At 39.3% G+C, this 16,132-nt stretch carries 8 protein-coding genes; 6 read left to right on the forward strand and 2 right to left on the reverse strand.

The genetic code is table 11. The annotated features are described in order from the left end of the window. Nucleotides 1-24: 24 nt before the first annotated feature. The 5 genes from AC27JP_RS14365 to AC27JP_RS14385 all read left to right on the forward strand — a co-directional run bounded on the left by AC27JP_RS14365 (nucleotide 25) and on the right by AC27JP_RS14385 (nucleotide 10,360). Nucleotides 25-525 (forward strand): PaaI family thioesterase, encoded by a 501-nt coding sequence (locus AC27JP_RS14365; RefSeq protein ID WP_487116251.1) that lies wholly within the window; start codon nucleotides 25-27, stop codon nucleotides 523-525. Between the two features lie 939 nt (nucleotides 526-1,464). Then, nucleotides 1,465-3,027, forward strand: a complete 1,563-nt coding sequence (locus AC27JP_RS14370; RefSeq protein WP_487116253.1) for a sodium/sugar symporter — start codon at nucleotides 1,465-1,467, stop codon at nucleotides 3,025-3,027. Between the two features lie 268 nt (nucleotides 3,028-3,295). Continuing rightward, entirely contained in the window at nucleotides 3,296-4,246 is a 951-nt protein-coding gene (gene metA / locus AC27JP_RS14375; protein WP_487116255.1) for a homoserine O-succinyltransferase MetA, read from the forward strand. A 34-nt stretch (nucleotides 4,247-4,280) separates the two neighbouring features. Then, a complete protein-coding gene (gene metH, locus AC27JP_RS14380) occupies nucleotides 4,281-7,973 on the forward strand; it encodes a methionine synthase (RefSeq protein WP_487116539.1) in 3,693 nt (1,230 codons plus the stop codon). 539 nt (nucleotides 7,974-8,512) lie between these two features. Continuing rightward, nucleotides 8,513-10,360 carry an SUMF1/EgtB/PvdO family nonheme iron enzyme gene (locus AC27JP_RS14385; RefSeq protein WP_487116257.1) on the forward strand — a complete coding sequence of 616 codons (1,848 nt, stop codon included), beginning with the start codon at nucleotides 8,513-8,515 and terminating at the stop codon, nucleotides 10,358-10,360. 139 nt (nucleotides 10,361-10,499) lie between these two features. Here the strand turns inward: AC27JP_RS14385 and radA are convergent, their stop codons facing one another. Continuing rightward, nucleotides 10,500-11,885, reverse strand: a complete 1,386-nt coding sequence (gene radA, locus AC27JP_RS14390) for a DNA repair protein RadA (RefSeq protein ID WP_487116259.1) — start codon at nucleotides 11,883-11,885, stop codon at nucleotides 10,500-10,502. A gap of 578 nt (nucleotides 11,886-12,463) precedes the next feature. Here radA and AC27JP_RS14395 point away from each other — a divergent pair. Further along, entirely contained in the window at nucleotides 12,464-14,935 is a 2,472-nt protein-coding gene (locus AC27JP_RS14395; protein ID WP_487116261.1) for a PilZ domain-containing protein, read from the forward strand. Nucleotides 14,936-14,964: 29 nt separating this feature from the next. Here the strand turns inward: AC27JP_RS14395 and serB are convergent, their stop codons facing one another. Further along, nucleotides 14,965-16,011 (reverse strand): phosphoserine phosphatase SerB, encoded by a 1,047-nt coding sequence (gene serB, locus AC27JP_RS14400; RefSeq protein WP_487116263.1) that lies wholly within the window; start codon nucleotides 16,009-16,011, stop codon nucleotides 14,965-14,967. Nucleotides 16,012-16,132 lie beyond the last annotated feature (121 nt).

Raw genomic sequence — 16,132 nt, forward strand, 5'->3', positions numbered from 1 at the left:
TATACATTAGATAGGGAATTATTCGTGAGCAGAGTCGCTTTTCAAGATTGTTATCCAGATGACCTTAGCCATTGTTATGGCTGTGGCAAAAATAATATTGATGGTCATCAACTAAAAAGTTATTGGCATACTGAGCAAGAACAACTGACAGAGCAAACAGCCGAAAAAACTATTGCTCACTTTATGCCTTTGCAGTGTCATACCGCTATTCCAGGCTTTGTTTATGGCGGGCTGATAGCATCGCTTATTGATTGCCATGGCACGGGCAGTGCGGCGGCGATGGCATATCGTCAAGCGCAACGTCCAATGGGCTCGGGCGCAGCGCTTCGCTTTGTTACTGCGGCGCTGAATGTTAGTTATTTAGCTCCCACGCCGCTAGGTGTAGAGCTTGAACTTATTGGCACTTTTACTGAAATTAAAGAAAAGAAAGTTGTTGTTGAAATCACGTTATCTGCAGTGGATGTTATTTGTGCAAAAGGCACAGTAATCGCCGTAAAGATGCCCGATTCTATGAGTAAAAAATAGTCTAACAAAAGTCAGTGTTTATTAATCTGTGTGAAATTTATCGCCAAACGATTTGAAAGTGATCTGAAATATTTGCTTTGACATTGGTTGGCTATAATCGCAAAACATTCCCCAGTTTGGTCTAGAGCACAAGCAAGTCAATTTGACTTTATCGAGTACCCCACATCATCAAATTAGTCTTCTAACATTGTTTAGGTGCTAGTTGACTCATATCGTGAAAAGCACCTATGGCAAGATGAAACAGCAAAAGCAATGTAATCATTTTTTCATGATATCAGTTACTTTTTATATGCAGATCACCAAAAATAACTAGGAAAAATTCAAATAATGAAAAACTTTTGTTTTAAAAACGATTTTGTAGTGTTAGCTGAAGTCCCTACTTTATTCAGCAATACGATATATTAACAAGCGTTTAGTTACGTTCCTTTTAACAGCTTCGTTAGTCAATATTGAATATGATCGGAGTAGTTAACCGTGCTAGTGACTAATTCAAAAGTAAGTTGAGGGTTAGTTGATAGTATATACAATGAAAGAGAAACACAGAGCGTGTGGTGGCTAAATACCTAGCTCAAGATAAGCTTACGTGAGGCAAGTTGACAAGAACTTGAAAGTGTTCGCTCTGCAATCGAATGCATTTTGTATAAACGCGCTAGACATGCTATCACTGAGCATCAACAAAGGTTAAAAATATTTGTCGCGTTAAATAATGTCTTTGACATTGTCAATCAACATTATAGAAAGCAAGCTGGCTTGGTTACAGGATTCTACCTGTGCTCGCTAACACCTAAGGAATTTGTACGGTAAATAATATTTGGTTATCTATATAGGTACTAAACGTGCTTGAGCGCATTTTATCTCGATAGCTTAATGACAAAATAGCTATTAAATAATAATAAATACGCAATATCAAAATGATAATTGCTAAAGCGAGGTTATGAAATGAAACTGGAAATGTTCGATATTGGCGTATTTATTGTTTACGTTATTGGGCTTTTATTTGTCGCATTATGGATTTCACGTAGTGACAAGAAAGATGGCGCAGATACCGAAGACTACTTTCTTGCAGGGAAATCATTACCTTGGTGGGCAATTGGAGCCTCTTTAATTGCGTCAAATATTTCAGCTGAGCAAATTATTGGCATGTCTGGCTCTGGTTTTGTTATGGGCATGGCAATTGCCTCCTATGAATGGATGGCGGCCATCACTCTGATTTTGGTTGGTAAATATTTACTGCCAATATTTTTAAAAAATGAAATATTTACCATGCCGCAGTACTTGCAGCAGCGCTTTGATCATCGAGTTAAAACCACATTAGCTTTATTTTGGCTGTTAGTTTATGTGTTTGTTAATTTAACCGCGGTGCTATGGTTAGGTGGTTTAGCTATTGAAACAGTTGCTGGTGTAGACTGGTGGTACGGCATGTTGTTTTTGGCCGCCTTCTCAATTGCTTATTCTCTTTATGGTGGCCTAAAAGCGGTAGCGTATACCGATATAATTCAAGTGGTACTGTTGATATTCGGTGGTTTATTGTTGAGCTATCTGGCTTTAGATGCTGTGTCTGAAGGGCAGGGGATGTTGGTTGGTTTTGGTAAGTTAACGACTGAACTCCCTGGTCATTTTGATATGATTTTGTCGCCTGATAACTCGCAATATACCAATTTACCGGGTATTTCTGTTTTGGTTGGTGGTATGTGGGTAATGAACATCTCATACTGGGGCTTTAATCAGTATATTATCCAACGGGCGCTAGCTGCTAAAAACATTCAAGAAGCGCAAAAAGGCATTGCCTTTGCCGCTTATTTGAAATTATTGATGCCAGTTATTGTTGTTCTACCAGGAATTGCGGCAGTGATTTTATACCCTAACCTTGCTGCGGCAGATCAAGCTTATCCATCGATGATGGAGTTGATGCCTGTTGGTATTAAAGGTTTAGTCTTTGCGGCATTAGTTGCGGCAATTGTTTCGTCGTTGGCGTCAATGACCAACAGCATTTCAACCATTTTTACCATGGATATTTACCGTCCAATTAAGCCTGATGCGAGCCAGCAACATTATGTTTGTGTGGGCCGTATTGCGACATTAGTGGCATTAATTATTGCCTTATTTATGGCTGAGCCATTATTAGGTAAATTTGATCAAGCGTTTCAGTATATTCAAGAATTTACCGGTGTATTTACCCCCGGTATTGTGGTGATTTTCTTAGTTGGTATGTTTTGGAAAAAAGCGACGTCAATGGGGGCGCTTGCCGCTGCGATTGGCTCGGCGGTATTCTCATTCGGCTTGAGAACCTTGTGGCCAGAATTACCCTTTATGGATCGGATGGGTTTAGTGTTCTTGCTATGCTTAAGTTTGATGGTGCTTATTTCACTTAATGATAAAAGTGAGAATAAAGACACTAGTGTTAACTTAGCCGATGTGAACTTTTCGACAGAGAAAAGCTTTAATATTGCCGCCCTTGGCGTTGTAGTTATTCTGACCTTTTTATACACCATTTGGTGGTAAAGCTTTAAATACTTATAGTTAGGTAAGTACATTATGGCCGTAAACCTTTAGGTTTGCGGCCTTTTTAGTTTCTTCCTTTATTCCTTCCGGTTCAGCAATACTTCCTAAAAATTATAGCTCATATTAAAATGTTTAGACGTCTATACGTTTAGAGGTTGACATATCTAGAAATCCAAGTCACATTATAGCCTAAGAAAAATTGTAATGAGTAAGGCTGTTTTACAGCGTTATTTTATACTTAATAAATATTCGGAATTAGGTTAGTGCTATGCCCATTAAGATCCCCAATGAATTGCCCGCTTTAACGGTATTAGACAACGAAAATATTTTCGTGATGTCTGAACGCCGCGCAGCAAATCAAGAAATACGTCCGATGGAAGTGGCTATTCTTAACCTGATGCCAAATAAAATTGAAACTGAAGTGCAAATTTTGCGGATGTTGGCGAATACGCCACTGCAAATAAATGTTGAATTTGTTCGTATTCATGCCAATGAGTCAAAAAATACCCCGCAGGCGCATTTAGATAATTTTTATCGTTTGTTTGATGATATTAAAGACAAACAATATGATGGCCTGATCATCACTGGTGCGCCTTTAGCATTGTTGGATTATCAGCAAGTAACCTTTTGGGATAAAATTTGCGAAGTATTTGACTGGGCAGAGAAAAATGTTACCTCTACCATGTTTTCCTGTTGGGCAGCGCATGCAGCTTTATACCACCATTACGGTTTGAAACGACACTTACGTGAGCAAAAGCTATCCGGGGTTTATCAACATCGTTGCTTAAAGCCAAAAGAGCAATTAACCCGAGGCTTTGACGAAAGCTTTAATGTGCCTCATTCTCGTTATGGCTATATTGATAAAGCTGATTATCAAACCTTAGATAATTTAGAAATACTGGCAGAGTCAAAAGATGCGGGCGTTTATCTTGTTGCCAGTAAAAATAAGCAACAAGTCTATTTAACTGGCCATCCTGAATACGATGCGTCAACGTTAAGCGAAGAGTATTTTCGAGATCTTGAGTCAGGAGCTAATCCTTCTCTGCCTGACAATTATTTCACCTGTGATGATCCAAACACAGAGGCCGCAAACACTTGGCGCAGTCATGGCAGTTTATTATTTACCAACTGGCTAAATTATTACGTTTATCAAATAACGCCGTATCAATTAGATGCAGACCATATTCAAGCAATTCATCCGGGAAAATCACGTGGCTAAGCAAGTAAACTCTCATTCTTTATCATCAGCAAAGGTGCTGAAATCGCCGTCTTACTCTTTGTTACAGGCTCAGCTAGAAAAGCGTATTCTAATTTTAGATGGTGCTATGGGCACTATGATCCAAGCGTATAAATTTGAAGAGCAAGACTATCGCGGCGAGCAATTTGCTGATTGGCATTGTGATGTCAAAGGTAATAATGACATGTTGGTGCTGACTCAGCCTGAGGTGATTAAAGCAATTCATCGCGAATACCTAGAAGCTGGCGCTGATATTCTTGAAACCAATACCTTTAATGCCACCACCATTGCTATGGCTGACTATGATATGGAAGCTCATAGTGCCGATATTAATTTCAAAGCAGCGCAACTAGCCCGTGAAGTTGCAGATGAATTCAATGCCCAAAACCCAGCAAAACCGCGCTTTGTTGCTGGTGTGTTAGGACCGACTAACCGCACGTGTTCAATATCGCCTGATGTTAATGATCCAGCATTTCGTAATGTCACCTTTGATGAATTGAAAGACGCATATATTGAGTCAACCAGCGCCTTAATTGACGGTGGTAGCGATATTATTTTAATCGAAACTATTTTTGATACCTTAAATGCCAAAGCCGCTATTTTCGCGGTTGAAACGGTATTTGAAACACGTGGTGAACGTTTGCCTGTGATGATCTCAGGTACTATTACTGACGCTTCGGGCAGAACCTTATCGGGGCAAACCACCGAAGCTTTCTATAACTCGCTACGTCATGCCAAGCCTATTTCCTTTGGTTTGAACTGTGCTTTAGGGCCAGTTGAGCTTAGGCAATATGTTGAAGAATTAAGCCGAATTTCAGATGTTGCTGTTTCTGCCCATCCAAATGCTGGTTTGCCTAATGCCTTTGGCGAGTACGACTTTACCGTTGAAGACATGGACAGGCATGTTGCCGAGTGGGCAAATGCCGGCTTTTTAAATATTATCGGTGGCTGTTGTGGTACTACGCCGGCGCATATTAAAGGTATGGCAGATGCCGTTGCTAATATAACCCCCCGTGAAATTAAACCAAGAGAAATCGTGTGTCGTTTATCTGGTTTAGAGGCGCTAACCATTAAAGACGATACCTTATTTGTTAATGTTGGTGAGCGTACTAATGTTACTGGCTCGGCTATTTTCAAGCGTTTAATTACCGAAGAAAACTATGACCAAGCTATAGCCGTTGCGCTGCAACAAGTTGAAAACGGAGCACAAATTATTGATATCAACATGGATGAAGGCATGTTGGATTCAAAAGCCGCGATGATCCGATTTTTGAATTTAATTGCTGGTGAGCCTGATATCGCGAAAGTACCGATCATGTTGGACTCGTCTAAATGGGATATTTTAGAAGAAGGCTTAAAGTGTATTCAGGGCAAGGGCGTTGTTAACTCGATAAGTTTGAAAGAGGGCGAAGACAACTTTCGTCAGCAAGCTGAGTTGTTACGTCGTTATGGCGCTGCGGTGATTGTTATGGCTTTTGATGAAACTGGCCAAGCTGATACCCGTGCCCGAAAATTTGAAATTTGTCAGCGTGCCTACCATATTCTGGTTGATGAAATAGGTTATCCGGCAGAAGATATTATTTTTGACCCGAATATTTTCGCCGTCGCTACCGGTATTGATGAGCACAATAATTATGCCGTAGACTTTATTGAAGCGGTAGCTGATATTAAGCAAAATTTACCGCACGCTATGATCTCTGGTGGCGTTTCTAATGTCTCATTTTCATTTCGCGGTAACAACCCTGTTCGTGAAGCAATTCACGCGGTGTTTTTATATCATGCAATAAAAAATGGCATGGATATGGGCATTGTAAATGCGGGTCAACTCGCCATTTACTCTGATATTCCTGAAAACCTGCGCTTAGCCGTTGAAGACGTTATTCAAAATTCGGATGATGGCGCAACTGAACGCTTACTTGATGTTGCTGAAGAGTATCGAGGGCAAGCGGGCAGTAAAAATAATAAAGCCGATTTAAGCTGGCGAGAACTGCCGATAAATAAGCGTTTAGAATATTCACTGGTAAAAGGCATTAATGAATTTATTGTTGAAGATACTGAAGCAGCAAGACTAGAAGCAACTCGACCACTCGATGTTATTGAAGGGCCATTAATGGATGGTATGAACGTAGTCGGTGATTTATTTGGCGCCGGTGAAATGTTCTTACCACAAGTGGTGAAATCAGCGCGGGTAATGAAACAAGCGGTTGCCCATTTAAATCCATTCATTGAAGCTGAAAAAACGGAAGTAAAATCTAACGGCAAAGTGTTGTTAGCAACGGTAAAAGGCGATGTACACGATATTGGTAAAAATATCGTTGGTGTAGTTTTACAGTGTAATAATTATGACATTATTGACTTAGGCGTGATGGTGTCGTGTGAAGATATATTACGGGTTGCCCGTGAAGAAAGCGTCGATATTATTGGCCTATCAGGTTTGATCACGCCATCTTTAGATGAAATGGTGCATGTTGCTAAGGAAATGACCCGACAAGAGTTTGATTTACCTTTGCTAATTGGTGGTGCAACAACTTCAAAAGCACACACTGCGGTAAAAATTGAACCACAATTTCAGCACCCAGTTGTTTATGTTCCTAATGCCTCGCGCTCGGTATCAGTTGTTAGTACCTTATTGTCTGAAGAACACAAAGCTGCTTTTGTCGAGCGCCAAAAAGCGGAATACGTGAAAGTTCGTGAACGTCACTATAAAAAAGGCCCGCGTTCAAGCTTAATTCCTTTAGCTGAGGCGAGAGCAAATGCAGTACCGATAAGCTTTGACAACTATACCCCTAAAGTACCGAATAAATTGGGTGTTACGGTGTTAGACAATATTGATTTAAATATTGTTCGCAATTACATCGATTGGACGCCATTTTTTATGACTTGGCAGTTATCAGGTAAGTATCCGTTAATATTGCGACATGAAGTGGTTGGTGAAGAAGCGACTAAATTGTTTAACGATGCTAATGCCATGCTTGATGATGTTATCAACAATAAAAAGCTAGCGGCTAAAGCGGTATTTGGTTTATTTCCAGCGAACCGTGAGCAAGATGATTTACAGCTTTATACTGATGAGTCACGTACTGAACCGCTTATGAAACTTCATCAGTTGCGCCAGCAAAGTAAAAAACCTGCAGGGCAGTTCAATCGCTGTTTGTCTGACTATGTGGCAGATAAAGACTCAGGCATTAATGATTACGTTGGGGCATTTGCGGTGTCAGCAGGCTTTGGGGTTGAAGCCTTGGTAAAAGCTTTTGATGCTGAGCATGATGATTACAATAGTATTTTAATTAAAGCGGTTGCTGATAGGCTAGCAGAAGCCAGCGCTGAATATTTGCATGAACAAATTCGCAAAGAATATTGGGGTTATGCGCCAGATGAAAGCTTAGATAACGACGATTTAATACGAGAAAAGTACCAAGGCATTCGCCCCGCGCCAGGTTATCCAGCGTGCCCTGAACATACAGAAAAAGGCTTGTTGTGGGAGCTGCTCAATGTTGAAGAAAATATAGGCATGGAGCTCACCTCAAGTTTTGCTATGTGGCCGGGTGCCGCTGTTAGTGGTTGGTATTTTGCTCATCCTGATTCTAAGTATTTTGCTGTGGCAAAGGTAGCGGAAGATCAAGTGGAGAGTTATGCCGCGCGTAAAGAAATGACCATGCCACAAGCAGAGCGTTGGTTGTCTGCTAATTTGGATTACGAGCCAAGTTAATTAGTCGGTATATTGTTATTAAAAAGCGTGGCTTGATGGAAGTCACGCTATTTAGTTGCGAATGAAATCTCGTCTCGAATGCATTTGAATCCACTGAAAGTAGTAATGCAGCCTAATGTATACCGTCCTCGGGATTCTCTTATTAATAAATATTCTCATCAAATAATAAATATTCTCATCAAATAGTGCTGAAAGGGCCCGTATTGGTGAGATAAATGTTTATTATGTTGTGTTTAGGATATTATGCTCGTCGATTTATTTTGCTTAGGTAGTTATCGACAGTGCTAGTCTCTTTAAACATGCCCAAGCTGATTTTAATCAAGTTAATCATTAGGAAACCGAGTTTTCCACTTGCGATTTTACCGTTGAGCAAATATGATGAATGTATTAAAATTATATTAATAATAAATTGAAATAAATCTTTATATATTCAGTGTTTTTTTATTTGATAGGTCACTGAAATTAAAACTAATTTCTATTGTTTGGGAATATTACACATGCGCTTGGCTGTACTCGCTCTTACCATAAGTTGTCTTTCAATGAGTTCGTATACTCATGCATTTGAAAGCACTCCACTAAAAAGCACCACTGTTGAAAGTTTAGAAATTGAATTAAGTAATAAAGAAATTGAATATGACGCTTTTGTCGCTTCTTTAAATAACTTGAACTCGCAAGTTGCCAATGAAGAAGCTAATTTAGGCGATTTACGTGCTCAAGGGAAAAAGCTGCAAATACTTCGTCAAGAAGCTCTACTCAGTATGAATGAGCAGTATGAAGCTATGGTGGATAATCCTGATCAAGATATTGCACAAGCACAAAATAATTATCGTCAGTCCATTTTAAATCAAAAGCTAAATAAAGATGCGATAAAAAATAGTGTTGAAAATTTATCGTTAGCGAAAGCCGAATTTGCACAAGCAAATATTGACCTATTTACTTTAGCCAATGCTAGAGAAGGCTTAGTAGAAAGAATACGTTTAGCGCGAGTGAAACGTTTACGCAGTGAGTTTGAACAGCAAGATGAGCTAGAAGTACATCAAGTTGTCACATGTGATAATCAGGAAACTTTTAATAAGTGTATTACACGAGCTAATCGATTAGCGAAACAAAAAGCCTCAAAGATTTTCTTAGATAAGTTGTTTAATGCGGCCACAGAGTCAAAGTTAATCAATCAAAATAAAAGTGATTCAGCAGCGCATGTGCGCTTAGTAAAACATAAAGTGAATTCAGGTGAATTTAGCGGCCAAGGAAACTACGGCACTAAAGTTCTGGTTGAGTTACAAGCTTCGTTACCTAACAATGAAGCTTGTGCGTTATTAGATCTTTCTCCGCGTTATTGTGGCCAGCAAAAAGGGCAGCCTGAAGTTTCTGTAGTTGATGTTGATGCCAACCCAATGACAGATGAAGGTTTGAATGACGACACCTTATTGTATGAGTTAACGGTACGTTCTGATCAGTATGATGATGAAGTTTTCATTGATGGAGTAAGCTATGGCTCTACAAAACTTTCTGTCATGTTGTCAGCGGGTCATCACGATATCAGTGTAACTAAGCCAGGTTATACGGATTATCAAGAATCTATTCGCTTATCAAAAAATACGCTGATAAAAGCAGAATTAGTAAAAGCAGCACTTAATTTTGCTAATGGTGAAAAAGTACAAGATATTCTTCCGGGTGATGAATTAGGTCCTGAGCTTATTGGTATTCCTACTGGCCGTTTTCAAATGGGCGATTTAAAGGGCTCAGGTTTAAGTAATGAAAAACCAGCTCGCGATGAGCAGATCTTAAAAGCATTTGCCATTGGTCAAACGCAAATTACCGTTGGTGACTTTAAACACTTCGTTAAAGAAACAAATTATGTTACTGAAGCGGAAAGTGACAATGGTTGTGCGGCATTTGTTGATGGTGAGCCAAAATATAATAGTGTTTTGAATTGGCGAAACCCTGGTTTTAGTCAATCAGACGAGCATCCTGTTGTTTGCATTAGTGAAAAAGACAGTAATGCTTATTTATCTTGGTTATCGAAACGAACTGAGCGTAAGTATCGCTTACCGAGTGAAATTGAGTGGGAATATGTTGCTCGTGCCGGCAGTGCTGATAATTACTGGTGGGGTAATGATATTGGCAATGGAAAAGCAAATTGTGCTTATTGTGGTAGCAAGTGGTCAAATCGCAGTACCGCGCCAGTTAAGTCATTTCGAGCAAACAAGCTAGGTTTATTCGATACCGTAGGCAATGTATGGGAATTAACCAATGGACAAAAAATCGTCGCTCGTGGCGGCGCTTGGAACTTTGCTCCAAAACTTGCCAGAACCTCTGTTCGCTTAGAGTTATCTCCTAACTTTCGTTCTAATTATGTTGGTTTTAGAGCATTACGCGAAAATTAATTGGTTATGTTAAAGTCATTAAAAAAGGAGCTTAATAGCTCCTTTTTTATTTTCGATGGGCTGAAACTTAATGTGTTGCGTGTTAGTGAATAGTTTAGATAACGGTTGAACAATTAAATGTTGATATTGGCGTTAACTACTAAGCTTTTATTAGTGCTATTAATTCATGAATAGTCTTAACAGGATTAATTTTTACGCCTAATTCTTCCATGGATTTATGGTAATTTCGAAAAGGAATAAAAATCTCGGAAAAACCATGCTGGGCGGCTTCTTTCACTCGAGGTACACCGCTGTCAATTGGACGAACATCACCATTTAAACTTAATTCCCCCATAATGCAGGTTGTTCGTGGGATAACAAAGTCATTTAAACTGCTTAATAACGCGGTCACTAGTGCTAGATCAATACAGGTTTCTGACTCATCTATTTTTAAGCCGCCGACAATATTAAAGAAGGTATCGTGGTAGATTTTTGTTTTGGTATGTTTGCGTAAAATGCCGGTTAACATCTTAATGCGGTTCATATTGAGGCCAACACAGACTCTTTGAGGAAACTCTGCTTCTGTTTCTGTGGTTAGGCACTGGATTTCTAATAACAGGTTTCTGTTACCTTTGCGTATGCAGGTGATGGCCGAACCAGGTGACTCAGTTGTTGAGCCAGATAAGAAAATCTCACTTGGGTTGTCGACACTTAACATGCCTCGTTCGCACATTCTAAATATGCCAACAGTGTCAATGTCACCAAAGCGATTTTTGTTGGCTCTTAAGGTACGTATTTGCCCATCGTTAGTATCAATATGAAGTAAGGCGTCAACGATATGCACTAAGGTTTGTGGACCGGCAATTTCATTGTTTTTATTGACGTGGGCAATAATAAACATGGTGACGTTATTTTGCTTACAGTATTGTGTTAACGATTGTGCGGCACTTTTTACTTGCGAAGGTGAGCCAGGGCTGCCGTTAGCGTGCTCAGTTACTACCGCCTGAATTGAGTCAATAACGGCAAACTTGATCTGATTTTTTTGTAATTCTTCGATAATCGCTTCAACACTTGTTTCAGATAACAGGTGGAGCTCATCAGGGTTATAACTTAGTTTAAGGCGATGTACTCGATTTTTGAACTGAGAGAGTGACTCTTCAGCAGTACAGTAAAGTGATGGTGTGCATTTTGACATGCGAGCAACTAAATCAGAAAGTAATGTTGTTTTTCCTGCTCCGGGGTCTCCAGAGATGATATTCACAGACCCTGTTGTTACCCCTCCACATAACACCCGGTCAAGCTCCCCGATACCCGTTAGTTGTTTTTCAGCTTCTGTTGTTTCTACATCATTAATTTTTTTTGAACCACCACCTATGCCACCCGCGTAACCTGAAGTGATAGCTCCTTTTTTGACTGACTTTTGATTGGCTGAAATTTTCATCTCCGCCAATGTATTCCATGCGCCGCAACGACACTGGCCTTGCCAGCGCGCATAATTCATTCCACAATCTGTGCAAACAAACTCTATTTTTGAAGACTTTGCCATCTTGGTTTACCTACTCTTTATATGTTGCTGGGAGTTTGTTAACTATTAGTTGTAACGATAATAACTGAAAATGCTGGTATGCAAATTAGTGAGCAACTGAATTTTTATCATAATCTAGGCTGGCGGGGAACTACCCTAAAAGCCAGTACATTGTTATATGGTAGAAATACTAAGTATTTTACTGGAAGCATTTCTAGCTTGTGCTCAATCGCCGCGAAACTATAACCTAAATGCTTAACAAGCCCTAGTCAAAATTATGACAAAATATACAAAGTAATTAAGCACATCGAGTCATTTTATTCGCTTATCCTTTTTAGGTTTCATCTGTGCAGCCCTCATTTTTCCTATCTTTAGACGATAACTTTATGGCATAGTCTCTAGATGAATAAAAATTTTCTTAACCGGAAGTACCTAAATAGGTATAGTTTTTGCCTCCATAAACAGCTAAATACTAAAATTAGTATACTTATCGACAATAATCTCAATGTGGTATTAGTGTTAATTTTTAACTAACACATTTATACTTAAGGTTGTATACGGTGAGTAGTTTTCTTTATTGTAAAGATATTAAAGCGTAAATGAATAAAGATTTTTCAAAATACCAAAAAATTATTGATGATTTTAGTGGCCAAGTTTTAAATACTGACTTTGAAGCCCGGTTTGCTGCTGTTGCTAAAAATATGCCGCAAACAGAACGATTTTTACTTAAAATGGAGTTAAAGCGCCTTGCTGCACCTTGCACACGATTAATTGACTTGCGGGGACATGTTGATGGCGAATGTAAGCCTTTTGTTCATGAAGAAAGAACGCACTTTTTAGATGAAGTGGCGATCAATGTTTTTACCGAGGCTTTTGCTCGTTACGCTAGTTATACCTTTGGTGTTTATGAAGCGGTAATGAATACCGAGAATAATTTTCGTGTTATTTATCAAAAAGAAAAAAATGCCGTTAGTAGTATAAGCCAGGAAGGTACCTCCAAGGTTTTTGAAAAAACGCAATATCCGGCTAAATTTTATAGCTTTGGCCCTTACCATGATCGCAATGAAGAACGGATGAACTTTGCGATACCTTTACAAGTGTCTATTGATAATAAGAAACCCTTTGATTGTACTAGTTCTGATCTAAGTGTTACCGGCTGCAAGTTTAGAATTAATAGCATTAAGCCGATTCATGTTGGCCAACAAGTGACAATACGCTTTGCGGGCTTAGAAGAAGAGTTTCAGTTTGGTCGCGATAGTAACTTCACCTATGAAATAAAAAATCTAACGGTACTAGACAATATGCAGTTAGTAGGTGTACAAAGAGTTTACTCACCAGATAAACGAAAGGACGGCTTTAGCCAGTTTTTAAAGGGCTTTATTCAAGGTAATAAACGTCGTTATAAAATTAATTTAGATAACACCATCAGCGCACTGCAATCGAGAGGATTTGAGCAATTTATTCTGCCTAAGTCTAATGAGTTGCCTGTTTTTATTGAGGATGGTGCAGAAGGTTGTATCCCAAAATACGCGTTGACATGTAATAATAATCAAGCGATATATCAGTATTGGCAAGATGAAAAACGCTATTCAACGTTATATTGTTTGATCTCGCCCGAGCGATTAGCAAGGTTAAAAAAAGCTACTGTTTCTGGCAAACAACTATTGGTTTTTAGTTTTATTCATAAAAGCCAAGGAAAATTATATTTTTATACCGCAGATGAGCAACAGCTCGCTGAAGATAAAGAATTTATGCAGCAATTTTTAGGCTTTGCGGCATCAAAAGAAAATTTTTCCATTAGTCAGCTGTCCTTGTTAGATGTTTATCCTAAGCGTGCAGATTCGCCGTTAACCTTATCAAATAGCATTGCCAAAAAAGATGAATATTTGAATGAGCCAGTACCAGACGAAATCAAGCTCATACTTGAGAATATGCCGTATATAGTCGTTGTTAGCGATGTTACTAAAAATGAATCATTGCAAGCTTATCAAAAACTGCCTTTTGAAGGCATTAATACCAGCAAATTGAAAAACTTTGGTCATAAACGTTTAAGTAAGCCCTATAGTGTCGATGAAATAGGCATCAATTACAGAAACCAACGTCAAGAATTGCGTTTTAAGTATAAAACTCCCACCAAAGTTGAGATAGATAAAGTGCAATGGCAGGGGGTTTCACATGACTTCTCTACTTCTGGCCTTAAAGTTGAATTAGATGAGAGTACCGTATTAGTTAAAGGTGACATTGTTTACATTAGCTTCCCTGGGCTACAAAAAATCACCTCGGCATTTGAGTTAAAAGCTTTACCTTATGAGGTGATCCGAGTTAACCGAAGTAAAACGATTGTTAATTTACGAGTTTTTGTCGAACGGCATCAACATATTGGTCGTAAGTTTTTCAAAGCCTTGATTGATAAAAATCGTGATAAGTTGACACCTGATGAATATGCCATGTCTAGTCCTGGGCTAGCCAAAGCATTACGTAATATTTACAGCTCTTCCTCGAAAATTCCATCTATGGTAATTCAAACCAGTGGTAGCCGATACAAGTTTGAAGCGATTGCTGGGGGAGAAAGTAGCGGAAAATTAATGGCGGAAATGCGCAGGTTAAGTGACCGGAGTCAGCACCTCAACTTATATCCGTTAATTGGCCATGCTGGCGTAGTAACTAGACTCACGGCCAGTTTAAAGAAAATGCAGCGTACTGATATCGCGAAAACTGAACTACTTTACATTGCCATTAATCACAGTGTTGAAATGGTTGATGAAGCGGTGACAACAAAATTAGCGTCAGAGTTAGGCTCAGACAAGCTGAAGCAGATATTCATTCACCAAGCATTGAAAAAAGGCGACTTTTTTTGTGTGATGATAAAGTTATCACGAGCGGCTGAACCTGATATGGAACACCTGAATCATGAACTTAGCTATATTGGCTCATACGCGATACATCGGGGTAAACAAATTGAACAAGAAATTTGGAGTGTTGCCGGGGTAGCGCAAATATTTGACGCAACTCAAGAAGTGCTTTTTCGCCATCAATTAACTCGCCAAGGTAGCGTTAGCCAATCAGCCTAATTGTCTAACGCCGGTGGTTAACTAACTTCTTATGCCAACCAATGGATGAGGCAATCTAAGCCTTGAGTCGTGATGCAAGAGTCTGCTTGTGCAAGTACCAATGGCTTGGCATGAAAAGCTACGCCTAAATGTGCAGCGGCCATCATCACTAGGTCATTAGCACCATCGCCCATGGCAACGGTTTGTGTCGAAGCAATATTAAATTCTTGTTGTAAGCTGGCTAAACAATCCGCTTTTGCTTGAGCATCGATAACCTCACCAAGCACGTTACCGGTTAATGTTTGATTTTTGATTTCCAAAACATTGGCAACCGCGGCATCTAACTTAAGCAGGGCTTTAAGATGATCGGCAAAATAGGTGAAGCCACCTGAGGCTATTGCGACACGCCATTGATGTTTTTTAAGCTCTGTTATTAAGCTTTCTAAGCCTTCCATCAGAGGGATGTTTTTTGCCACCTCAGCAAGTATATCTTCCGATGCACCAGCAAGTTTTCCGACGCGTTGGTGCAAGCTTTCGCTAAAATCTAACTGTCCCTGCATGGCAAGTTCAGTCACCGCTGCCACTTCTTCACCAACATCTGCAAGTGCGGCTATTTCGTCAATACATTCAATTTTGATGGTTGTTGAATCCATATCCATAACCAACAAGCCCGGCTTGGATAATGTTGGTGCATTGACCAATAACGCTGCTTCAATATTTTTAGCGACGGAGAATTCGGCAAGTTGTTTTCGGGCATGTTTTAAATCAGTTACTTGTACTGAAAATCGATAACTTATTGCATTATTGCGCTGGTTTATTGCTTGTAATTGACATTTTTCGAGCTGACAAGTTGTCATTAACTTGGCGAAGTTTGCTATTTTTATATCACTAAAGACAACGAGTTCTATCGACTCTGCAAGCGAATTTGGCACTAAGTCTTCGGCGATGTTATCATTCGTTGTTGAACAAATAAATGCTTGTTGGCTCTGATCAAATGCGAGCGTTAAACCGATTAAGTTGGCCTCAAGAGGTAACCATTGCGTTAATGTAAACTGCTGGATAGTGCTTAAATATTCAACTTCTTTTAGACTCGTCACTGCATTGCCTTATGTGAAATAGGGTAACTTATTTAAAAACATGCTATAAAACATTTTCGTCAGGACAAATAGTCATTATCTCGTTCTATAGTTTAGTTATAGAAGTATCAGGACCATAATA

The sequence above is a fragment of the Colwellia sp. SU-HH01172 genome, from assembly GCF_057553355.1.